We start from the raw sequence: 24,255 nt of genomic DNA, 5'->3' as shown, positions 1-24,255 counted from the left end.
CCCTGCTGTCTTAGGCCGAATGATTCATAAGAATCACAGCACCAGTTACCAAAAGGTTAACAAGCGCCAATGGCAAGCAAATTTTCCAACCAAAGTTCATCACTTGGTCATAACGTGGACGCATTAAAGAACCACGAGCCAAGACAAACATCATCACAAAGAATGCTGTTTTGATAATGAACCAGAAAGCTGCTGGAATGAATGGAATTTCAAGGTTAAACGGCGCTAGCCATCCACCGAAGAATAGAGTCACGATAAGCGCAGAGATCAGTACCACGTTGACATATTCTGCAACGAAGAACATCCCCCACTTCATACCGCCATATTCGACGTGATAACCTTCAGCCAATTCTTGTTCTGCTTCTGGTTGGTCAAATGGGTGACGGTGAGTTACCGCAACGCCTGCAACCACGAAAATCAAGAAACCTAAGAATTGTGGAATCACAAACCAAACATCACGTTGCGCTTCAACAATTTCACGCATGTTGAATGAGCCTGCAATAGCAACCACACCCATGAGTGAAATACCCAAGAACACTTCATAAGAAATGGTTTGAGCGGCTGAACGTAAACCACCAAGCAATGCGTATTTGTTGTTTGATGACCAACCACCAAATAACACCGCATACACTGCGATACCTGCCATTGCCATAAAGAACAACAGGCCAATGCTCATGTCTGCCACACCTAAATAAGGTGATACAGGAATAACCATGAACGACAGTACCGCAGTTGCCATTGCAACTGCTGGTGCCATACGGAACGTAAGTTTGTCGGCAAATTTTGGTGTCCAGTCTTCTTTGAACATGATTTTCAGCATGTCGGCAACAATCTGGAACATACCGCCTGGACCTACACGGTTCGGACCATAACGGTCTTGCCATAAGCCCAGTAAACGACGCTCAATAAAAGACATGAGCGCAGCAATCAATACCACAACCAGTAAGATGACAATCGCTTGAATGACTGAATAGGCAATTGGCCAGTTCTCAGCCCACAGCGGCGTCTGACGGATTAATTCTTGTTGCATGAATTACACTCCTACCGCGACTGAAACAGGCTCTGCAAGAGATACCGTTGGTGCAAGACCAATTGGGTAGCCAATATAACCTGTAGGTAAATATTCAATCACTTGCACTGGCAACACGATAGATGTTTCGCCTGCTTGTACAGTAATTGTTTGACCATCTTGTAGATTCAAACGCTGTGCATCCTGCGTACCTACAGCAAATACTGCTTCAGGAATACGTGATTCCATTGCAGGTGTTTTCACCGTAAATTCCCCCGATGCAAAAATGTGATGCATTGGAATTAAACGGAAGCTGTCTGGATTTGCAAGTACTGGTGCAGGTGCAACATAGCTACGTGCAGGACGTTTCGCCAAACGGTCGAATAAACGAATACCTGCGTCACCACCTTTTAAGTGACCACCCACGTTGTCTTGGAATTTGTTCCAAGCTTGTGGCGAGTTCCAACCTGCAGACCAAGCAAATGGTACAAGTGCCGCTGGCGTTTGATTACCCACATAACCTTCCATAGAGAATGTTAATGCTGAATCTACATCGACAGGTTGTTTTGGTTCGTGAATGGATAACGGTGCACGCATAGCGGTACGACCTGAGTAACGACGTGGTTCACGCGCAACTTTTAAGCCATGTACACGGAAACCTGCATCTGGTGCAACATCTTGAATTGCTTCAAGTGCTGGAACATTCTTCACTACAGATTCAATCACGTCATCTAAAACAGTCCAAGCAATTGCTTTGCCTTTTAAGCCTGTTTCAAGTGCGTGTAACCAGCGCCAAGATTCTTTAATCGCCAATTCAGGTTTGTAGTAGCTTGGGTCATAAACTTGGAAGAAGCGTTGTGCACGACCTTCCTGACTCACCACCGTACCATCACCTTCCGCGAAGCTTGCTGCAGAAAGTACGATATTGGCTTTTTGCACAGTTGCGGTTTCAGCATGATCTAGCACGATGACATCTTGTGCTTTCGCTAAAGCTGCATCGACTTGTACTGCAGGTAAACGACGATATAAGTCATTTTCAACCACAATCACAGCATCATAATCTTGTGCAAATGCTTGCTCTAAGCTTTGCCCACCAAATATAGCCAAGCCCATTGAGTTCACTTCTGGCACAGTTAAGCTTAAACCTGCGTTTTCACCCAAGTTTTGTGCCACTTGTGCAGCCGCTTCCATAATGGCAGCGTCTAGTAAGCTTGTACCTGAAATCACCAATGGTTTTTTCGCAGCTTTTAACGTGTCAGCAATGGTTTGTGCAAATGCTTTCGCATCGTCATCTAAACCTGTGATCACGTCACCTGCAACCGCAGCAGCAATGGCAAAACCTAAACGTGCGATATCATTTGGAGAAGCAACCACTTCACCTGTTGCGACATCAGCTAAACGAGTTTGCGTTGCAGCCAAAATGTAAATTGGTGATTTTGCATCTTGCGCAATACGTTGCACAGGTTCAGCCAACCAATCTGGCGTACGACGCTCTGCCGCCATTTCTTTGGCTTTGTTTTTCGCCGCTTGACGAACAGACAACGCCATACGTGGTGCAGTTTGGGTTAAATCTTCACCCAAAATTAACACAGCATCGTAGTCTTCAATTTCACGCATACCCGGGTTGTAAATCCCTTCGGTTTGCATGATTGAAGCTGCAAGTTCAACCAAGTTTTGCTCTTTTTGCGATAAACCTGTTGAGTAGTTGTCTTGGCCAACCAACTCACGCAAAGCAAAGTTTGATTCAAGCGATGCACGCGGTGAACCAATACCCAAAACTTTTTTGCCTTGAACTTTGGCAATAATCGTATCAAGTGCAGCATCTACAGAAACGGTTTCTACGCTCGCACCGTTACGGAACTGAGGCTGACGTGGACGATCTTCACGGTTCACATAACCTGTACCGAATCGACCTTTATCGCATAGGAAGTATTGGTTGACTTCACCGTTAAAGCGGTTTTCTACACGACGCAATTCGCCATAACGCTCACCCGGAGAGATGTTACAACCTGAAGAACAGCCTTGGCATACGCTAGGCGCATACTGCATGTCCCACTTACGGTTATAACGCGCAGAGTGAGTTTTGTCGGTGAATACACCTGTTGGACAGACTTCAGTCAAGTTACCTGAGAATTCAGATTCCAAAGTACCCGATTCAGGACGACCAAAGTAAACACGTGATGCGTTGGCATAGACACCAAAGTCTGTACCGCCTGCATAGTCTTTGTAGTAACGCACGCAACGATAACACGCGATACAACGGTTCATTTCATGCGCGATGAACGAACCAAGCTCTTGGTTATAGTGAGTACGTTTAGTAAAGCGGTAACGACGACGATCGTGCTGTGTCATTACAGTCATATCTTGTAAATGACAGTGACCACCTTCTTCACAGACTGGACAGTCGTGTGGGTGGTTGGTCATCAAGAACTCTACAATTGAAGCACGGAACTCAGTTGCTTCCTTGTCTTCAATCGAGATATAGGTATTGTCAGCAGCAGGTGTCATACATGACATCACCAAGCGACCACGAGTATCTTCAGGGTTCGCATATTGGGTCACGGCACATTGACGGCAAGAACCGACAGAACCTAAGGATGGATGCCAACAAAAGTACGGAATGTCGATCCCAAGGCTCAAACATGCTTGCAGCAAGTTTTCCGAGCCATTGACTTCGTACGATTTTCCATCGACATGAATTGTAGCCATAGTCGAATTCCTTAAGCTTGTTCTACGTTGCTAGCTTGAGCAGCAGGACGGCTATTTGCCACTTTTGCTTCAAACTCGCCACGGAAATATTTGAGTGCGCCCATTAATGGCTCCATCGCACCTGGTGCGTGAGCACAGAAGGTCTTACCAATCCACAATTTTTTGGTGAGTTCTTGAAGATGTTGAATGTCTTCTTCTTTCCCTTCGCCATTTTCAATTGCTTTGAGTGCTTTTACAGCCCACGGTAAACCATCACGACATGGGGTACAGAAACCACATGATTCGCGCGCAAAGAATTCTTCTAAGTTACGGGTTGCAGAAACCATACATTGGGTTTCATCGACCACCATAAGCAAACACGTGCCTAAACGTGAACCTGCCTTCATGATGCTTTCTGCATCCATAGGCAAGTCAATGTGTTCTGCTGCCAAGAAGTCGGTAGATGCACCACCCGGTAACCATGCTTTTAGCTTCAAGCCATCACGCATGCCACCCGCATAGTCTTCAATTACTTCACGTGCAGTCGTACCAAATGGAAGCTCCCATAGACCTGGGAATTTCACCTTACCAGAAGCACCGTAAATTTTTGTGCCAGGGTCTTTCGATTTACCTGCAGATAAACCGATATACCACTCTGCACCACGCAACATGATTGCAGGTAAGTTGTTATAGGTTTCTACGTTGTTGACAATCGTTGGACGACCCCATGCCCCTGCAACTTGCGGGAATGGTGGTTTAGTACGTGGGTTAGCACGGCGACCTTCAAGCGAGTTAATCAATGCGGTTTCTTCACCACAGATATAACGACCTGCGCCTGTATGCACGTATAGCTCAAAGCCCCAGTTAGTACCTAAAATGTTTTCGCCCAAATAACCTTTGGCACGAATTTGCTCAATCGCTTCATTTAAGTACTGTGCAGCTTCGATGTATTCGCCACGAATAAAGATATAGCCGTGGGTAGCTTCAAGCGTGTACGCAGCAATCAGCATACCTTCAATCAGTTGGTGTGGAAGTTTTTCCATCAACAAACGGTCTTTGAAAGTACCCGGTTCCATCTCATCGGCATTACAAATCAGGTAACGTGGACCTGAATTGTCGTTTGGCGCCATCAGTGACCATTTGATCCCTGCTGGGAAGCCTGCACCACCACGACCTTTTACTGTCGCAGCTTTAATGACTTCAAGCACATCTTTAGGCGGCATAGAAATCGCTTTCTTAAAGCCTGCATAACCTTCTAGTGCTTCGTAATCATCTGCATTACGCACGTGCTCTTGCTTGCTTAAACGCCAAGTTAATGGATGCGTTTCTGGGTTACCGTCACCATAAATTGGTCTTGGTTCGGTATTCATACATACTTCTCCAATAACTGTTGCACCGATGTCACCTCAACTAAACCGTGAGTATCTTCATCAATCATCAAGGTTGGACCCTTATCGCAATTTCCTAAACAGCAAATTGGCAATAACGTGAAACGACCATCTGCAGTCGTTTGACCAAACTGAATGCCTAATTCACGCTGGAATGCTTCTGCCAGTGTTTCTGCACCCATCAAAAAGCATGCAATCGAGTCACACAATAAAATCACGTGACGACCTACAGGCTGGCGATAAATACGGTTATAGAATGTTGCGACACCTTCTAAATCAGCAACGCTGATGGTGAGAAGCTGTGCAATCGCATTGAGCTGCGCATCATCTACCCAGCCATTACGGCGCTGTACACACTTCAAGGCATCTAAAGATGCTGCACGTGGGTACGGATAATGACCAATGTGATGTTCAATTTCATGGATTTCTTCCGCAGTCAAAATCCCTTCAACATTCACACGTGGCTTTTTATCAGTCAAAATCATCATAATGCGTTTACCCCTTAGCGATCCACGTCTGCCATTACGACGTCAATGGTCGCTAAATAAATGATTAAGTCAGATACCAGACTGCCGTTAATCACAGAAGGCATTTGCTGTAAATGCGTGAAAGTTGGTGTACGAATACGGGTACGGTAACTCATCGTTGACTTATCTGAAGTCAAGTAGTAATTCGATGCACCTTTCACCACTTCTGCCATTACAGATGCTTCACCAGCAGGCATTACAGGACCCCAAGACACGCTTAAGAAGTGCGTAATCAGGGTTTCAATATCTTGTAATGTCTTGTCTTTTGGTGGTGGAACAGCCAATGGATGGTCTGCTTTATATGGACCAGATGGCATGTTATCTAGACATTGTTTGATGATTTTCAATGACTCTTCGATTTCACGGAAGTGAACCAGTACACGAGCGTAAGCATCGCCTTCGTACTCTACAGGTACTTCGAAGTCATAGTTTTCATAACCACTGTATGGACGGTATTTACGCACGTCAAAGTCGATACCTGTTGCACGTAAACCAGTACCTGTCACACCCCAAGCCAAGGCAGATTTCGCATCATACTGCGCTACACCTTGCGTACGACCCATGAATACCGAGTTGCGTAATGCCGCAGTGTAGTATTCGTTCATACGTTTTGGCATCCACTCTAAGATTTCACGAATCAGGTGTTGCCAGTTGTTTGGTAAGTCGTGTGCGGTACCACCGATACGGAACCATGCTGGATGCATACGGTAACCCGTAATAGCTTCAATCGCATCGTAGATTTTTTGACGGTCTGCGAACATATAGAATACAGGGGTCATACCGCCCGCATCCTGAATTGCAGTACCAATGAACAATAAGTGGTTATTGATACGGAACAATTCCGACATCATGACACGGATACATTGTGCGCGGTCTGGCACAGTAATGCCTGCCAGTTGTTCCACACCCATGACATACGGCATGTTTTGCGCACAACCACCCAAGTAGTCCACACGGTCTGTATAAGGAATGAATGAATGCCAAGTTTGACGCTCAGCCATCTTTTCCACACCACGGTGGTGATAGCCGATATCTGGCACACAGTCTTTCACTTCTTCACCATCCAACTGCAAAATTACACGGAACGCACCGTGCGCAGATGGGTGGTTAGGACCCAAGTTCAGGAACATGAAGTCTTCGTCTTTATTACCGCGCTTTAAGCCCCAATCTTCAGGCACAAAGCGAAGGTGTTCTTGCTCGAAGTCTTGTTTGGCTTGGTTCTGCATATACGGTGTATATTCCGTTGCACGTGCAGAATACTCTTTGCGTAACGGATGACCTTCCCAATATGTTGGCAACAAGATACGACGAAGCATTGGATGCCCTTCGAAGTTGATACCAAACATATCGTAAGCTTCACGCTCGTACCAGTTGGCATTTGGCCAAATGTTGGTTGCTGTTGGAATATTGAGATCACTCTCATTCAACGCAACTTTAATACGAATGTCCGTGTTACGCTCTAGCGATAACAAGTGATAGAACACAGTAAAGTCAGACGCAGGTAGACCATCGCGGTGAGTACGCAAACGCTCATCTACCGCAGACAAGTCGAACAACATCACGTATGGACGTGACACTGTACGCAAGAACATTAAAACTTCTTGTACACGTGCGCGCTCAACCCAGACTGTTGGAAAATCTTCAAAAGTCGTTTGCACATAGAAGTTCTCACCAAATTTGGTTTTGAGCTCTTCTACAATTGCAAATGCTGGGCGTGAATCAACTGCTGTTGATTCTGGCATAGCAATGTCAGTTTCAGCCATTGGCTTGGCTTCCTATTTAATACAAATTCAGTCAACCTAAACGACAACTACACCCGTCGGGTGCATCAATATTTGTACGTTTAAATTATTTAATTTCATCCATAGAGCGTAAGTTTTTCACCGCAATACGCTGTGCATTCTTACGGTCACGTTCTGGCATCATCTTCGGCTTATACACTGGCTTAAGATCATCACCAATCACCGCAGACAACGGACGACGCTCTAATTGAATTTGGTCTTGTAATAACATCAATGCTTGGATTAATGCTTCAGGACGTGGTGGGCAACCCGGAATGTACACATCCACAGGAATGATTTTATCCACACCTTGCACAACTGAATAAATGTCGTACATACCACCTGAGTTTGCACATGCGCCCATTGAGATTACCCACTTAGGCTCAAGCATTTGCTCGTACAAACGTTGAATTACAGGTGCCATTTTCACAAAACACGTACCTGCAACAATCATCAAGTCTGCCTGACGCGGTGAAGCACGAATAACTTCTGCACCAAAACGTGACAAGTCATGCACACCTGTTAAGGTAGTTGCATACTCTACGTAGCAGCACGATGTACCAAAGTTAAACGGCCAAACTGAGTTCTTACGTCCCCAGTTTACTGCTGTATGTGCCAAGTCCTCTAAACGAGTCATGAACACATTTTTATTCACTTCTTCTTCAAGCGGATCGGTTACGATCTGACGCTCTTGAAGTGGATATTGATCAGCATCGGGATTCGCACGGGTTAAGGTATATTTCATCCCGAGTTACTCCTTGTCAGATGAGGTAGTCGCAGATTTTTTTACACGACCAGAGGATTGAGCTGGAATTTGACCGGTAGGGTCCGTTACCAATTCTTCAATTGAGTTAAAGCGTGTGATTTCTGCAAGATCCATATTTGGCGAACCAATTTTAGGTTTAATCCCTGCTGCTTTACGCTTATCAGATGGAGCCCAGTTCAGCGCACCAGTTGATAATTCATAAATTAAGCCAACGAGTAAAACTAAAATAAATACAGCAGCCGTTGCAAAGCCCACCCAACCTACTTCACGAACAGAAGCTGCCCATGCGTATAGATAAAGTGCTTCTAAGTCGAAAACAACGAAGAAAATTGCAACCAAATAGAACTTTGCAGATAAGCGGATACGTGCTCCACCAGCACCTACAACACCCGACTCAAACTGCTCTTGCTTCGCACGCCCCCATGATTTACCCCCAAGGAGTAAAGGAACGGTCAGCATAAAGACGCATAAAAATGTAACGCCGATCACGAAGGCAATAATTGCCCATTCGTATGGAGTAATGGCACTCATGCGGGGATAACTCCTGGCAGGCCTATTTATTAACAAAGAATGTATGTATTGGCCTTCAAATACACCAAACACAAAATTAATCACGCCAATTGTACCTGATTTATGATTTCACTTGCTAGTTCATAAGTCTTAGTCTTTCGGATGATTTTTTATTCAAATACTTGATATTTTAGAATTCCACTACTCCGTAGGGCTCTTAATCGCTTTAACAAATAGATAAGTCAGTTGTGATTATTTTTTCCAAAACACCAATTGAGCGTTTCGTTGCAAAGTTTTTAAATTTATAGAGAGATCATCGCAACTTCAGGTTTCAGCTTAGTTTAAGCCGCACAAAATTTTGTGTAGTTTTTGCAACTTAGACCCTGAGTTTCTTTAATTTTTCACCCAGAGTGTGCTATTCCTAGTAAGCATTAAAAATTTGAATAATAAGGAGTAAACACATGAGCTTAGACTATACCCACAAACCAAATTACTTTATGTTTGCGCAATTATTTATTCGTCATTTGCAAAATTATTTTGAAAAACATCCTGACGCACAAAATGCAATTTTTGACCTGCGTGATATTTACGAGTTATTTCGCCAAGACAAAGCATCTGCCACCATTAATTTAGACGGCATTATGAATATTGCAGATGAATACCGCCTTGAAACCTTACAAGGCGATCAAAAATTAATTAGCCGTTATGCGATTGATCCACAAAATAATTCTTTGTTGGTAGATTTTAACCGCGAGGCTTTAGACAGCTTAAAACAAGGCAAAGCAATTTTACCACCTGATGCAACGCTACAAGAATAAAGCCGTATAGAATCTGCATTAAAGTGTGTTGCTTAAAACAGCCAACACTTTCATAAAGCACAAAAAAGCGAGCATCTGCTCGCTTTTGAGTATTGAGAGCCACAAGCCCTCCATCTAGAATAATTTAGCTTTTACGTGACAATAAAAACTCGGAAATTTGCTGTAACTCTAAGACGGTATCAGTTTTAAAATATGCCAACGCAGCAAAGGCTTGATCGTGCAATTCTTGTGCATAAGCTTGTGCTTTTTCCAAGCCCATGAGTGCAGGATAGGTCGACTTTTCAACTTGTTCATCTTTCCCCGCAGTTTTACCTAACACTTCAGTATCCGAAATAATATCTAAAATATCGTCTTGTACCTGAAAGGCTAAACCAATTGCCTGCGCATATTCACGCAATTGCGGAATCGCTTTATCTCGTCCATCAAACACGGTCACAGCTGCCATCATCACCGCTGCAGAAATTAACGCCCCTGTTTTATTACGGTGGATATTTTCCAAAGTCGCCTGATCTACCTGTTTACCTTCAGACTGCAAGTCTAAAACCTGACCACAGACCATTTTTGAAGAAGCGGTGGCTAAAATTTGCATCTGTTTGAGCACAATGCCTTGATCTACTGCAACAGCCTGATCAAACAAACGACTGCCTAAAATTTCAAATGCCATCGACTGTAAAATGTCGCCTGCCAACAATGCTGTATCTTCACCATACGCTGCATGGCACGTCGGTTGCCCACGACGCAACAAGTCATTGTCCATACACGGCAAGTCATCATGTGCCAATGAATAGCAATGAATCAGCTCAATCGCAACTGCAGCACGGCGTACCGCAGCAGAGTTTTGATTCGGTCTTAATGCTGCGGTGGCATAACACAAGGCAGGGCGAACACGTTTTCCACCCAACATGACGGCATGATGCACGGCAGACTTTAACGGTTCTGGCAATGCAAAAGCCTCTAAAGCGGTAAGCAAGTCTTGCTGAATACGTTGTTGGGCTGCGGTTAATGCATGCGCCTGTAAATCGTGAAGTGATGACACATTCGCCTCGAGTGGTTGGTTCATGTCTAATAAGCAGTAAGCTGCCTGTGTTGCAGCATTGTACCTGTAATTCAAAGTTTTTTAAGCCTTAACTGAACTGATATAACATTTCAGCCATAAGAAAGCCCCTATCGAGATAGAGGCTATATGTAGTTAATTAGGGTCTGTTGACACTTCATCTATGTTTGCGACAACGCATATTTTTTAGCTGATATAAGGCATGGGACAGGAAATTTAGTCATTCTAAATGACTGGCACATAACGCAATAGCAGCAAAAAATATGCTTGTCCTGAAAGGCTGTGGCTAAAACTTTCTCAGATTGCGTTATGAAACTTGGCAATAGACCCACTATTCCCTGCGTTTCATGCCTGATCTGCTCAGTTTTAGCCTACAGCGCAAGCCATTTATGAAATGTCAACAAACCCCAAATCTGTTCGAAGCAAAACTTATTCTAATGTTTCCGCAGGTACACGCACCCAACCTTCCATTAATACACGTGCACTACGGCTCATCACAGCTTTTTTGACTTGCCATTGTCCATTTTCCTGCACGGCTTGCGCACCCACACGAAGCGTACCTGATGGATGTCCAAAGCGCACTGCTTCACGCTCTCCCCCGCCCGCAGCCAAGTTGACCAATGTTCCCGGAATGGCTGCAGCTGTACCAATCGCGACTGCTGCTGTACCCATCATGGCATGGTGTAATTTACCCATCGACAATGCACGTACCAATAAATCGGTATCTTCAGCCTGAATTTGTTTACCACTTGAAGATACATAACTTTTTGGCGCAGAAACAAAGGCAATTTTTGGCGTATGTTGGCGTTTTTCAGCTTCAGCAATTTCCTGAATCAAACCCATTTGTTTAGCACCATAAGCGCGAATGGTTTCAAAACGTGCCAAAGCTTGTGCATCACCATTGATTGCATCTTGCAGTTCTGTGCCTGTATAACCAATTTCTTCTGCATTTAGGAAAATTGTTGGAATACCCGCATTAATAAAGGTCGCTTGGAATGTTCCAATATCTGGCACATGCAAAGTGTCCACCACATTTCCAGTTGGGAACATCGCCCCACCTTCTTCGCCATCATCGGCAGGGTCTAAGAATTCAATTTGTACTTCTGCGGCAGGAAAAGTCACGCCATCCAACTCAAAATCACCCGTTTCCTGCACCTGACCATGCGTCATTGGAACATGCGCAATAATGGTTTTTTCAATATTTTTCTGCCAAATACGTACGGTACAAATGCCGTTTTGTGGAATTTTACTGGCATCAACCAAGCCATTGCTGATCGCAAATGCACCGACTGCAGCTGTTAAGTTACCGCAGTTGCCACTCCAATCGACAAATGGCTGATCAATCGAAACTTGCCCAAACAAATAATCGACATCGTGATCGGGTTGAGTGCTTTTGGCTAAAATTACGGTTTTACTGGTACTTGAGCTTGCACCGCCCATTCCATCAATTTGTTTGGCATAAGGGTCTGGACTGCCAATCACACGTAATAAAATTTGATCTCTAATTTTGCCTGGCTGCTGTGCCGCTGCAGGTAAATCATCAAGTTTAAAAAATACGCCTTTACTGGTACCGCCGCGCATATAAGTCGCTGGAATTTTAACTTGTGGTGCAAAACGCATGAATTTTATTCCCTTGTTTTTTGATTGTTATGGCCATATAAAAAGACCCTTTTGCATCATAACGGTTTTTATTCAAAAGGTATCGCGGTCTTGACTTAAGTATAAAAAAACAACATTTGGTAAATTTTACCCTAACCAGTCATCTTGATTTATAAGGCAAAAATAAAATTAATATATTGATTCACTTATCTTTTATACAAATAAAAACCATAAAATATTTTAATATTTATCATAAATTTATTTCATTATTGTCTAGCTACTAGGCTAATGAAATTTGATCTATTACAATCTTGTCACTTTTTCCTTGTCGGGCTGAATACTTTGAACAACGAGTCTTCACAACTTCAGCGTGGCTTAAAGAACCGCCATATTCAATTGATTGCCATGGGTGGAGCAATTGGTACAGGCTTATTCTTAGGTTCCGCGCAGGTCATCCAATCTGCTGGCCCTTCTATTATTTTGGGTTACGCCATTGGTGGTCTTATTGCATTTTTAATTATGCGCCAATTGGGGGAAATGATTGTTCATGAGCCCGTTGCAGGATCATTCAGTCACTTTGCCTATAAATATGCAGGTAAATTCCCTGGCTTTTTAGCAGGTTGGAACTACTGGATTTTGTATATTTTGGTGGCAATGGCAGAACTCACCGCAGTTGCCAAATATATTAACTACTGGTGGCCGCATATTCCTGCTTGGACTTCGGCATTGTTCTTTTTCATTGTGATTACCATTATTAACTTGGGCAATGTAAAGTTCTATGGTGAGTCAGAATTCTGGCTAGCAATCATTAAAGTCGCTGCTGTGGTTTCGATGATTGTGTTTGGTTTATATCTCTTACTTTCTGCAGATGCCAATTCAACCGCATCATTCAGCAACCTTTGGGCGCATGGGGGGTTCTTCCCGAATGGCTTTGAAGGTCTGTTCTTCATGCTTGCATTCCTCATGTTTGCCTTTGGCGGCATTGAGTTGATTGGTATGGCTGCCGCAGAAGCGCAAGATCCTGAAAAAACCATTCCTAAAGCCATTAACCAAGTGGTGTTCCGTATTCTAATTTTCTATATCGGTTCACTCACCATTCTATTGTCTTTAGTGCCTTGGAATCAGTTAGATTTAGGTGGTTTAGATAAAAGTCCATTCGTAATGATTTTTAGTCAAATGGGCATTGAATGGGCAGCGCACTTACTGAATTTCGTGATTTTGACTGCGGCACTTTCTGTGTATAACAGTGGGATGTATGCCAACAGCCGTATGCTGTTTGGTTTGGCCAAACAAGGTAACGCACCAAAAATTTTCCTAAAAGTGAATAAACAAGGTGTGCCAATTCCAGCAGTATTATTCTCTGCGGTATTAATTTTCGGCTGTGTATTGTTGAACTACTTTGTACCCGAAGAAGCTTTAAGCCACCTCATGTATATTGTTGTGGGTGCATTGGTTTTAAACTGGGCGATGATCAGTTTGACTCACCTTAAATTTACCAGCACACTGAAAAAATTAGCGATTCCAACTAAGTTCCCTGCGCTATGGTCACCATTTAGCAACTATTTGGTTTTAGCGTTTATTGCAGTGGTACTTTATATTATGTGGACACAAGGCTTTAAAGAATCAGTCATTATGATTCCTGTATGGGTGGTCTTGATGTACATTTTATTTAGAGTGCTTAATGCGAAAAAACCTTAATTTGCATAGTACGCATAGTACAGATTTCTAAAAATTAAAAAGTTATTGCTTCGGCAGTAACTTTTTGCTTTTAAGCCCCCCTTTTAATAGCCCATAAATAAAGTGCTGCACTTAAAATAATTTAAATTCCAACCTATTGTTTTCAGTTGATATTTCAACTTTTTGTAGCAAAAACTACATCATTTACATTCTAAATGATAAAAAGACTCTACATGAGAAGAGTTCTTAGTTATCATTTGAGCACAAAATTTGTCGTGTGAATAAACTATGAATGCGTACGCTGCTCAACCTGCCAATGTCTTGACGATCCAACAGCTCAGTAAAAAGTTTGGTTCGCGTTTTGCAGTGCAACAAGCAACATGGTCAGCGATGAGTGGACAAATTGTGTGTTTATTAGGTCATTCAGGCTGCGGCAAAACCACAATGCTACGTCTGATTGCAGGCTTGGAAACACCAAGCAGCGGCACAATCCAACTGGAACAAAATACCTTGTGGAGTGAGCAAGCACAGATTCCTGCGGAAGCACGCAATATTGGTTTAGTGTTTCAGGATTATGCACTTTTCCCACATTTAAGTGTGTTAGACAATGTTATGTTTGGCTTAAAGAAATTTCCCAAAGCGCAGCGGGAAACCATTGCCAAACAAGCTTTAGCGCATGTTTCCATGTTGCATCATCAAGACAGCTATCCATATACACTTTCAGGCGGTGAACAACAACGCGTTGCCTTAGCACGTGCCTTAGCACCAGAACCACAAGTCTTGTTAATGGATGAACCTTTTTCAAATTTAGATCATCGCCTGCGTGATCAAATTCGTCAAAACACCATTCAACTGCTCAAGCAAACTGAAACGACTACGGTTATCGTGACACATGACCCAGAAGAAGCACTGCAAATTGCCGATCAAATTATTTTGATGCATCAAGGGCAGATTATTCAAATTGGTTCACCGAAACAACTTTATTTACAGCCTAAAACCTTGTTTGCTGCACGTTATTTTTCAGCATTGAATGAAATTCCAACGCGCATCAAGCAGCAAGAAATTCACACTGTATTTGGCAAGATTGATTTACCAGAACATGTAAACGCTCAAGACTCAATCGTTTGCTGCTTCCGTCCGCATCAATTGCGCCTCAGTCAAACAACAAGTGAAAATGCATTGCCAGCAAGCATTGTGTCATCCAGTTTTATGGGTCATGCACAACAACTCCATCTAAAACTACGCGATCATGATCTCACGCTTTTGGCACAAGTTAATCATCTTCAAGATTTCCAGCATACCGAACAAGTCTATGTTTCTGTAGATTTAAACAGCTGTTTTTTCTTGGCATCTGATGAGCAATCATCAACCACACCAGATTCTGCTTTAGCTGCTATTCACATTTAAATTTTCGATTAGGAATACCGTATGAAACCAATGTCTAAATTATCGCTGGTTGTTACAGGTCTACTTGCGTTTGGTGCAAGTGTGGCGCAAGCAACTGAAGTTAACCTATACACCACACGTGAACCTGTTTTAATTCAAACGTTATTGACTGAATTCACGCAAAAAACAGGTGTAAAAGTAAATACTGTTTTTATTAAAGATGGTTTATTGGAACGTGTAAAAGCAGAAGGTCGTCGCTCACCTGCCGATGTGATGCTAACCGTAGATTTTGGTAATTTAGTGGACTTGGTAGAAGGTGGCTTAACCCAGCGAGTTAGCTCTAAAACATTAAATAGTGCGATTCCTGCTAACTTACGTGCAGCCAATGGACATTGGTATGCCTTGTCGATGCGTGCACGTGCAGTCTATGCCTCTAAAGACCGTACACCGCTTAATGCGATTACTTATGAAGATTTAGCCAATCCTAAATGGAAAAATAAAATCTGTATTCGCTCAGGCAACCATCCATATAACACTGCTTTGATTGCGGCTTATATTGCCCATCATGGTGAAAAACAAGCCGAAACTTGGTTGCGTGGTGTGAAAGCCAATTTAGCTCGTCCAGCCAGCGGTGGTGACCGTGATGTGGCACGTGATATTTTAGGTAAAATTTGTGATATTGGCGTTGCCAACACCTATTATGTCGGCACAATGCGTACAGGTGATGCGGAACAAAAGCGCTGGGGCAATGCGATTAATGTCGTGTTACCACGCTTTAAAAATGGTGGAACGCATGTAAACGTATCGGGTGCAGTGGTTTCTAAACATGCACCAAACCGTAAAGAAGCGGTACAGTTGCTCGAGTTTTTAGCTTCAGATCATGCGCAAGCCATCTACGCACAAAACGGCTTTGAATACCCTGTCAAACCTGGAGTGAAAATTGACCCGATTATCGCTAGTTTTGGCAAACTGAATATTGATTCAATTCGTTTAAGCGATATTGCACGTCACCGTAAAGCCGCCAACTTATTGGTCGATAAAGTCCAGTTTAACCGCTAAAATTTTCTGCTTTTGTCTTACAGTGCATCGCTTTGCACTGTAAGATGCTTAGCTGATCCCTCCCCCTTATTTAGTACCTCTATTGCAATGCTTAAAAATAAATTTAATTTTTTATTTTCGCTCAGTGGGTTATTGACGCTACTCGCCTGTTTACCTGTGCTCGCTTTAATTTGGACAGCATTACAAGGTGATAGCGAAATTTGGGGGCATCTGCTGCGTTATGTAATTCCACACACGTTGGCAGAAACAGGGATTTTATTGTTGGGTGTGGGGATTCTCACCATCCTGATTGGTACAGGCAGCGCATGGATTGTAACGGCGTATCAATTCCGAGGTCGTGCATTTTTAGATTGGGCCTTACTGCTGCCTTTAGCCGTACCAACTTATATTATTGCGTATAGTTATATCGACATTTTGCACCCCATTGGCCCTGTGCAAAGTATCCTGCGGGATGGGTTTAATTTAGAATTACAACAGTTTTGGTTTCCTAATATTCGTACCGTTTGGGGCGGCATCTTCTTGCTTAGCTTTGTGCTGTATCCGTATGTGTATTTAAGCACCCGTGCAATGTTTCTGATGCAATCGGCCAGTTTAATTGAGGTTGCACGTACATTAGGATTAAAACCCGATCAAGTGTTTTTACGTGTTGCAATTCCACTGGCACGTCCTGCAATTGCTGTGGGTACTAGTCTGGTTTTAATGGAAACCATTAATGATATTGGTGCAACAGAATTTTTAGGCATTAAAACCTTAACTTTGTCGATTTATTCAACCTGGACCAATCAGTCCGATTTAGCCAGTGCTGCACAAATTGCCATTTTCATGTTGATGATTATTACCTTATTGGTGTTAGTAGAGCGTTTAGGACGACGTAAACAGCGCTATATGAACTCGGCTCAACGCAGCCGTTTAATGCCTGCACAATCGGTCAAAGGGCTTAAAGCGCTTGTGTTATTAGGCTTGGGCTTAATTCCTGTTTGTATTGGCTTTTTAATTCCCACCAGTCACTTACTTGTAGAATCTTACAAACGCATTCAATATGCAGGCTTTTCAGATTTCCTAATCCAAGCCTCAATCAACACACTAATCCTTGCCAGCCTTGCCACCATCGTCACCATTTTGATTGGTTTCTTTATTGTCAGTGCGGCACGTTTTAGCAAACACAACTGGTTTAGCCGCATTTCTAGCTTAGGCTATGCCATTCCAGGAACTGTTTTAGCCATTGGTCTCATGTTGGCTTTGGGCAAAATTGATCATGCCGTTGCAGATTTTTTAGAGTTTAAATTAGGGATACACACAGGTTTATTATTTCTCGGTACTAGTTTTACCCTTATTTATGCTTATGCTGTGCGTTTTTTAGCTATTTCGGTGGGCGGCATTGAGTCAGGCTATAACCGTATTCATGGTGTTTTTGATGATGCTGCACGCAATTTAGGGCAAAACAACTTCGCACTGTTGTGGCGTGTACACCTACCATTATTACGCCCTGCTATTATTTCTGCAGCTTTATTAATTTTTGTAGATTGCATGAAAGAGCTACCTGCCACTTTGTTGCTCCGTCCTTTAAATATGGAAACACTCGCTACCCAGCTATATGCAGAAGCGTCTAGGGGCACTTATGAAGATGGCGCAGTAGCAGCTTTACTAATTGTATTGGTTGGGCTGATTCCTGTCATTCTTTTGGCAAAGCTTGGAAAAACCACACGTTAATGCACCCCATTTTGTTGCAAAATATGCCTTGCAACAAAATGAGTTTAGATAAAAAAGTATTTTTTTTAACCAATTAAAAACATTTAAACAAGAGATTGATTTTTAAATTTTATTATTTAATTTCAATCACTAACAAGCCAAAAACCCACGCCAATTAGAACAAATACTCTATTCAGCGTGTTTTTTATACTGATTAGTTTTTTCTAGAGCATTTACTCTTATTTTAATTGTGATATTTTTGTCACATGGAGTAACAAATGGTCTCGGTTTGCACAAATCGAAATCATCCTAAATGAAAGCTTAAAGCATCAACAAAAACTGTCATAAAAGACTTTATAGCCCAAGGGAAATGTATAATGAAATTAAAAGCACTAAGCACAGCAATGATTTTAGCAACTGTACCAATGACGGGTGCATTTGCAGCAGCTCTAGATCGTTCAGGCCAATCTATTGCAGCCTTCCTACAACCAGGTAATTACTTTGAAGCAGGTATTTCTGTTCTAGATCCTGATGTATCTGGTCAAGATGCTGCTGGTAATTCAACCGGTGATATGGCTGGAGATTATTATTTCCCAAGTGCTGCTCTAAAATTTCAAGTTACCGATAACTTTTCATTTGGATTAATTTACGATCAACCTTTTGGTGCTGAAGCAGCTTATAGCCCAGGTAGTATATTTGCAGTAAATCCAGATGAAGTTGTAGGTTTAGTCGGTACGACCCCTATCACAGCAGCGATGGCAGGCGTAGCAAATCAAGCCACAAATGTTGAAGTTGAAACTGAAAATTTAACTTTCTTATTCGGCTTTCAACCAAATGAAAACTGGAATATTTATGCTGGCCCAGTTTACCAAACAGTAAAAGGCAATGTTTCTTTAAGAGGTCTTGCATATGGTGGTGCTGCAGGTTTTGGATCATATGATGCTAGTATGAAAGAAGATTCTGCATTAGGTTGGATTGCTGGTTTAGCTTACCAAATTCCTGAAATTGCACTAAAAGCCTCTGCAACTTATCGTTCAGAAATTGAACATAAACTACAAGCAACTGAAACAGCAGGGTTTGGTCAAGATATTACTACTGTAATTCCTGCTCCAATGACACCAGGTAAAACAGATGTAACTACTCCTCAATCGGTAAACTTAGATCTACAGTCAGGTATTATGGCCGATACAGTAGCATTCTTAAATGTACGCTGGGTGAACTGGGAAGATTTTTCAATTCGTCCAAATTATTTTGGTCAAGCAGCACAGATCGTGCTTGGAGAAGCTATTAATTTAGTTGATTATTCTAAGGACCAATGGTCTGCAACTGCTGGTGTAGGTCGTAAATTTAGCGAACAGTGGGCAGGTAATGTTTCTGTAGGTTATGACACAGGTGCAGGTGATCCTGTTACAACATTAGGCCCTACAGAAGGTTATTGGAATGTGGGTTTAGGTCTGCAGTTTAGCCCAACTCCGGCAACATTTATTGCTGGTGGTGTAAAATACTTCATGCTTGGAGATGCAACTGCTAAAACAGCACTTAATGATAACGTTGGTAAATTTGAAGATAATGATGCTTGGGGTTATGGCCTAAAAATGGGTTATCGCTTCTAAGTTATAATTTCATATAAAAAACCACCTTCGGGTGGTTTTTTATTGTCTCATTCTATTTTTATACACTTGCATATTATTCGATTATTTTACCATCAATTAAAATTAATAATTTTTTAGTTCTTTTGCACTATTTTAAATATTTTAAAATTTATATTTTTCAAATAGTTAATTATAAAAATCTAGTATAAATACTCTAAGCAAGCCCTTTTCTTAACCGCTTTAGTTCATTTCTTCGGCAAAGCTGAGCATTTACTCTTTTTAAAATTGTGTTACTTTTCCTGCACTTTTTGTTACATAAAGCATCAGGGAACGACCATGAAGCTCAATAAAATTTATTCGGCTATTTTACTTAGCACTCTTCCACTTACACCTGCGCTTGCTGCTGGTCTAGACCGTTCTGGTCAATCTATTGCTGCATTTTTACAATCAGGCAATTATGCAGAAGCAGGTATTTCAATTTTAGATCCAACAGTTAAAGGAAAAGATCTTATAAAAAATAACGTCAGCGATATGGCTGAAGACTATTACTTCCCTTCCGCTGCAATTAAAGTACAAGCGACTGAACAAATTTCTTTAGGTCTTTTATATGACCAGCCATTTGGTGCAGATGCGATGTATAGCCTAGAACAGAGCATGTTTACTAATGGAATTGAAGGCACAAAAGTTGAAGTTGAAACACACAATCTTACCGCTTTAATTGGTTACCAACCTACAGAAAACTGGAATTTCTACGCTGGACCAGTTTGGCAGACAGTAGAAGCAGATATTAATTTACGTGGTCAAGCGTATGGTAATACTGGTTACAACATTGAGGTTAAAAAGGAAGAAGCTTGGGGTTGGCTTGCTGGTTTTGCTTATCAAATTCCAGAAATTGCATTAAAGACTGCTGTTACCTATCGTTCTGAAATTAAGCACAATGCTAACTCAGTAGAAACATCGGATATAAAAATTCCTGCGGGTTACCTCCCCCACTTACCAAATGGAATTGAAGAAACACGCTTAGAAAAACTAAATGCAACAACACCACAATCTGTAAATATAGATTTTCAAACAGGTATTGCAGCGAATACTTTAGTTTTTGCCAATATTCGCTGGGTACATTGGGATCAATTTGCTGTTAAACCCTCACTATTAGGGGATTTATCCATTATCCAAAAACCTACAGCACAGCGCCAAAACCTCATCGACTATTCAGATGATCAATGGTCTGCAACCGTAGGCGTGGGTCGCAAGTTTAATAGTCATTGGTCTGGTTCTGCTTCTGTAGGTTATGACTCTGGTGCGGGTAACCCTGTCACCACTTTAGGTCCAACAGAAGGTTATTGGAGTGTTGGCTTAGGTGGTCAATATAGCCCAGCAGAAAACTATTTTATTCAAGCTGGCGTAAAATATTTTTGGTTGGGTGATGCCACTGCACGTACGGGTACAACAGACGTTGGTGAATTTGAAGACAACTATGCTTTGGGTTATGGTCTAAAATTCGGCTACCGCTTCTAAATCAATGCACTGTTAAAACCGAATAAATAACAAAGGGCATCAAATGATGCCCTTTGTTGTACTCAGCTTCAGATTAAGCTGGAATATCACGTACCGAAGCACCACGAATTGCTTCTTTTAATGCTTCATAACCATTAATTGCAGGGAATTGTGGGAATTCTGCAATCACATTTTCAGGTGCATCAAATAAGAAACCATGATCCGCTTCACCTAGCATCGTGGTGTCGTTATATGAATCACCTGCAGCAATTACACGGAAATTTAAACCGTGTAAGGCTTTAACAGCTTGACGTTTTTGGTCTGGTTGACGCAATTTATAAGCGGTAATCATGCCATTTTCATCTGATTCTAACTTGTGGCAGAAAATTGTTGGCCAACCCAATTGCTTCATCAACGGATGTGCAAATTCATAGAACGTATCTGAAAGAATAATCAATTGGAAGTGTGTGCTCACCCACTCGACAAACTCTTTCGCGCCAGGGAATGGCCCCATATCCGCAATCACCGCTTGAATATCATTCAAACCCAAGCCATGCTGTTTTAGAATATTTAAACGCTGAGTCATCAACACATCGTAGTCAGGAATATCACGTGTAGTTGCTTCAAGTTCTTTAATGCCAGTTTTTTTAGCAAAGTTAATCCAAATTTCTGGAACTAACACACCTTCAAGATCAAGACATACGATTTCCATGGGTTCTCCCAAAATACCTGTAAAAATTTTTCCCTATCATAGCCGAAGATTTGGTATTTGCCTTGTTCTTTTTTAAATCTATTTCATTCATAAGCATTTATTTTTTAGTGATAAGACCTTTTTAGGAATTCCATTAAAATAATTCGCTAAAGAACAAAGATTAGCCCTCAAGCCGACTGCAGGAAGATTTATGCGCACCATTCCCACCATAGACATTGTTGATGCACTCGCGACTGAATATGCCGATAAATCACCGAGTGACATTTTAAAACTTGCCTTAAGTCAGCAAGGCGAAGTCGCGATTTCATTTTCAGGTGCGGAGGATGTAGTGCTGATTGATATGGCATCCAATTTAGGTGTGCCATTTCGTGTATTTAGTTTAGATACAGGACGTTTGCATCCTGAAACCTATCAATTTTTAGAAACTGTACGCAAATATTATAATATTGAGATCGAAATTTGCTTTCCTGAAACTGAAGCAGTGCAACAATTGGTTCAAGAAAAAGGCTTATTTAGCTTTTTTGAAGATGGGCATCAAGAATGTTGTGGGATTCGTAAAGTTCAACCTTTACGTAAAAAACTGGCAACACTAGATGGCTGGATTACAGGTCAACGTAAAGACCAAAGTCCAGGTACACGCCAAGATATTCCTGTCGTACAAGCAGATGCAGGATTTTCAGGCCCTAACAAGCAATTAATCAAATACAATCCACTGGCAAACTGGTCAAGTAGTGACGTGTGGAATTACATTCGCATGATGGAAATTCCATACAATCGTTTGCATGAAAAAGGTTTTATTTCAATTGGCTGTGAACCTTGCACCCGCCCTGTTCTTCCGAACCAACATGAACGCGAAGGGCGTTGGTGGTGGGAAGAAGCAACACACAAAGAATGCGGTCTACATGCTGGAAATTTAAAATAACACATCTATTACTACAATAAAAATCACAGTTTTACTGTGATTTTTATTGACTTGTGATGGCGCAAAAATCACTATATTTGTTTGATAAAAAAGATATACTGAATTAAATCTTATATAACTCTAAAAACCTTGTTCAGATAAGAACAAGCGTAGAAATTGCAGTGAGGCAATCCACAATATGCGTCCATTACACCCTATTGATTTTATTTTCCTATCACTCGAAAAACGTCAACAGCCCATGCATGTGGGTGGATTATTCTTATTCCAAATTCCAGAACATGCACCAGCCACTTTTATTCAAGACTTGGTTGCCGATATTCGCAATTCAAAGTCGATGCCTATTGCACCATTTAACAATAAGCTCAATGGTCTGTTTTGGGATGAAGATGAAGAGTTCGATCTCGATCATCACTTCCGTCATATTGCCTTGCCAAAGCCAGGCCGTATTCGTGAATTATTAACTTATATTTCACAAGAACACAGCTCGTTGATTGATCGCGCCAAACCACTCTGGACTTGCCATATTATTGAAGGTATTGAAGATAATCGTTTTGCGATGTTCTTTAAAATTCATCATGCCATGGTAGATGGTATTGCTGGCATGCGTTTGGTGGAAAAATCCCTTTCGCACGACGAAAATGCAAAAAGAATTGTACCACCTTGGTGTGTAGAAGGCCCACGTGCTAAACGCCTGAAAGAACCGAAAGTCAGCCGTTTAAAGAAAATTTTTGGTGGAGTTAAAGGTCAGTTTGAAGCAACCCCTCGCGCAGTTTATGAAGTATCACAAACTGTTGCCAAAGATATGGGACGTAACCCCGATTATGTTTCTAGCTTCCAAGCACCAAGCACCATCTTAAACCAACGTGTGAGCGCCTCACGTCGTTTTGCCGCTCAATCTTTTGAGTTTGCACGTTTGCACCGTATTGCTAAAGCTTTGGGTGTAACTATTAATGATGTGGTGCTGGCAATTTGCTCAGGCGCATTGCGTGAGTACTTACTCAGCCAATATGCATTACCTAAAAAACCTCTTATTGCAATGGTGCCTGCCTCTATTCGTGATGACGATTCTGAAGTATCCAATCGAATCACCATGATTTTAGCCAACTTAGGTACGCACAAAGAAGATCCGCTTGAGCGTTTAAAAATTGTGCGCCGCAGTGTACAAAATGCCAAGCAGCGTTTTAAGCGCATGAATGCCAATCAAATTATGAACTATAGTGCTTTTGTTTACGGCGCTGCTGGTTTAAATATTTTGTCAGGCATTATGCCAAAACGTCAGGCCTTTAACTTGGTTATTTCCAATGTACCTGGCCCACGTGAACCTTTGTATTGGAATGGTGCAAAGCTAGATGCACTATACCCTGCTTCAATCGTGTTAGATGGACAGGCTTTAAACATTACCATGACCAGCTATTTAGACAAATTAGAAGTTGGTTTAACTGCTTGTCGTCATGCCTTACCGAAAATGCAAAACTTATTGCAACACTTAGAAGATGAAATTCAGCGCTTTGAACAGATTATTGATGCGCCTGAAGGGGTCAATAAAATCGTGGATTGATACGTCAATCCATCAGAAAAATA

19 protein-coding genes are annotated in these 24,255 nt (G+C 41.9%); 9 read left to right on the top strand and 10 right to left on the bottom strand.

Annotated features, from left to right (window positions below):
* Nucleotides 1-10 precede the first annotated feature (10 nt).
* The 7 genes from nuoH to ndhC form a co-directional block, all read right to left on the bottom strand.
* Nucleotides 11-1,030, bottom strand: a complete 1,020-nt coding sequence (gene nuoH, locus FTU09_RS06520; protein WP_004975457.1) for an NADH-quinone oxidoreductase subunit NuoH — start codon at nucleotides 1,028-1,030, stop codon at nucleotides 11-13.
* A gap of 3 nt (nucleotides 1,031-1,033) precedes the next feature.
* Nucleotides 1,034-3,718, bottom strand: a complete 2,685-nt coding sequence (gene nuoG / locus FTU09_RS06515; protein WP_131261530.1) for an NADH-quinone oxidoreductase subunit NuoG — start codon at nucleotides 3,716-3,718, stop codon at nucleotides 1,034-1,036.
* A gap of 11 nt (nucleotides 3,719-3,729) precedes the next feature.
* Complete coding sequence (gene nuoF / locus FTU09_RS06510; protein WP_004975453.1) at nucleotides 3,730-5,067, bottom strand: NADH-quinone oxidoreductase subunit NuoF; 1,338 nt, start codon at nucleotides 5,065-5,067, stop codon at nucleotides 3,730-3,732.
* Nucleotides 5,064-5,573 (bottom strand): NADH-quinone oxidoreductase subunit NuoE, encoded by a 510-nt coding sequence (nuoE, locus tag FTU09_RS06505; protein ID WP_004975451.1) that lies wholly within the window; start codon nucleotides 5,571-5,573, stop codon nucleotides 5,064-5,066. The genes nuoF and nuoE overlap by 4 nt, the downstream gene beginning before the upstream one ends.
* Before the next feature lie 14 nt (nucleotides 5,574-5,587).
* On the bottom strand, nucleotides 5,588-7,375 hold the full coding sequence (gene nuoC / locus FTU09_RS06500; RefSeq protein WP_004975450.1) for an NADH-quinone oxidoreductase subunit C/D: 1,788 nt from the start codon (nucleotides 7,373-7,375) through the stop codon (nucleotides 5,588-5,590).
* Between the two features lie 85 nt (nucleotides 7,376-7,460).
* Entirely contained in the window at nucleotides 7,461-8,138 is a 678-nt protein-coding gene (locus FTU09_RS06495) for an NADH-quinone oxidoreductase subunit B family protein (RefSeq protein ID WP_004975447.1), read from the bottom strand.
* A gap of 6 nt (nucleotides 8,139-8,144) precedes the next feature.
* Nucleotides 8,145-8,690 (bottom strand): NADH-quinone oxidoreductase subunit A, encoded by a 546-nt coding sequence (gene ndhC / locus FTU09_RS06490; RefSeq protein WP_004975445.1) that lies wholly within the window; start codon nucleotides 8,688-8,690, stop codon nucleotides 8,145-8,147.
* A gap of 440 nt (nucleotides 8,691-9,130) precedes the next feature.
* Between ndhC and FTU09_RS06485 the strand changes: the two genes are divergently transcribed.
* The gene (locus FTU09_RS06485; protein ID WP_096901797.1) at nucleotides 9,131-9,487 is read left to right on the top strand and encodes a hypothetical protein; all 357 of its coding nucleotides are present in this window, start codon (nucleotides 9,131-9,133) and stop codon (nucleotides 9,485-9,487) included.
* Nucleotides 9,488-9,611: 124 nt separating this feature from the next.
* Here FTU09_RS06485 and FTU09_RS06480 read toward each other — a convergent pair whose 3' ends face one another.
* Nucleotides 9,612-10,547, bottom strand: coding sequence for a polyprenyl synthetase family protein (locus tag FTU09_RS06480; protein ID WP_178866902.1), 936 nt, complete (start codon nucleotides 10,545-10,547; stop codon nucleotides 9,612-9,614).
* A gap of 423 nt (nucleotides 10,548-10,970) precedes the next feature.
* Entirely contained in the window at nucleotides 10,971-12,161 is a 1,191-nt protein-coding gene (gene prpF / locus FTU09_RS06475) for a 2-methylaconitate cis-trans isomerase PrpF (RefSeq protein ID WP_180006239.1), read from the bottom strand.
* A 321-nt stretch (nucleotides 12,162-12,482) separates the two neighbouring features.
* On the opposite strand from prpF, the gene FTU09_RS06470 reads away from it, so the two are divergent.
* The 6 genes from FTU09_RS06470 to FTU09_RS06445 all read left to right on the top strand — a co-directional run bounded on the left by FTU09_RS06470 (nucleotide 12,483) and on the right by FTU09_RS06445 (nucleotide 21,061).
* Nucleotides 12,483-13,838 (top strand): amino acid permease, encoded by a 1,356-nt coding sequence (locus FTU09_RS06470; protein WP_171287414.1) that lies wholly within the window; start codon nucleotides 12,483-12,485, stop codon nucleotides 13,836-13,838.
* A 267-nt stretch (nucleotides 13,839-14,105) separates the two neighbouring features.
* Nucleotides 14,106-15,224 carry an ABC transporter ATP-binding protein gene (locus tag FTU09_RS06465; RefSeq protein ID WP_180079845.1) on the top strand — a complete coding sequence of 373 codons (1,119 nt, stop codon included), beginning with the start codon at nucleotides 14,106-14,108 and terminating at the stop codon, nucleotides 15,222-15,224.
* Between the two features lie 21 nt (nucleotides 15,225-15,245).
* Nucleotides 15,246-16,262 (top strand): extracellular solute-binding protein, encoded by a 1,017-nt coding sequence (locus FTU09_RS06460; RefSeq protein ID WP_180006050.1) that lies wholly within the window; start codon nucleotides 15,246-15,248, stop codon nucleotides 16,260-16,262.
* An 87-nt stretch (nucleotides 16,263-16,349) separates the two neighbouring features.
* Nucleotides 16,350-17,972, top strand: coding sequence for an iron ABC transporter permease (locus tag FTU09_RS06455; protein WP_180079843.1), 1,623 nt, complete (start codon nucleotides 16,350-16,352; stop codon nucleotides 17,970-17,972).
* Nucleotides 17,973-18,328: 356 nt separating this feature from the next.
* Entirely contained in the window at nucleotides 18,329-19,564 is a 1,236-nt protein-coding gene (locus FTU09_RS06450) for an OmpP1/FadL family transporter (RefSeq protein ID WP_180079841.1), read from the top strand.
* Nucleotides 19,565-19,879: 315 nt separating this feature from the next.
* Entirely contained in the window at nucleotides 19,880-21,061 is a 1,182-nt protein-coding gene (locus FTU09_RS06445; RefSeq protein WP_180079839.1) for an OmpP1/FadL family transporter, read from the top strand.
* Nucleotides 21,062-21,134: 73 nt separating this feature from the next.
* Here the strand turns inward: FTU09_RS06445 and thrH are convergent, their stop codons facing one another.
* The gene (gene thrH / locus FTU09_RS06440; RefSeq protein ID WP_131261537.1) at nucleotides 21,135-21,752 is read right to left on the bottom strand and encodes a bifunctional phosphoserine phosphatase/homoserine phosphotransferase ThrH; all 618 of its coding nucleotides are present in this window, start codon (nucleotides 21,750-21,752) and stop codon (nucleotides 21,135-21,137) included.
* Nucleotides 21,753-21,942: 190 nt separating this feature from the next.
* Here thrH and FTU09_RS06435 point away from each other — a divergent pair, with 190 nt between their 5' ends.
* Nucleotides 21,943-22,674 (top strand): phosphoadenylyl-sulfate reductase, encoded by a 732-nt coding sequence (locus FTU09_RS06435; protein ID WP_131261538.1) that lies wholly within the window; start codon nucleotides 21,943-21,945, stop codon nucleotides 22,672-22,674.
* A 178-nt stretch (nucleotides 22,675-22,852) separates the two neighbouring features.
* Nucleotides 22,853-24,232, top strand: a complete 1,380-nt coding sequence (locus FTU09_RS06430) for a wax ester/triacylglycerol synthase family O-acyltransferase (protein ID WP_096901778.1) — start codon at nucleotides 22,853-22,855, stop codon at nucleotides 24,230-24,232.
* Nucleotides 24,233-24,255 lie beyond the last annotated feature (23 nt).

The organism is Acinetobacter sp. YH12058 (genome assembly GCF_013419805.1).
GTDB classification, from domain to species: domain Bacteria; phylum Pseudomonadota; class Gammaproteobacteria; order Pseudomonadales; family Moraxellaceae; genus Acinetobacter; species Acinetobacter towneri.
This window is presented reverse-complemented; position numbering and strand designations above follow the sequence as displayed.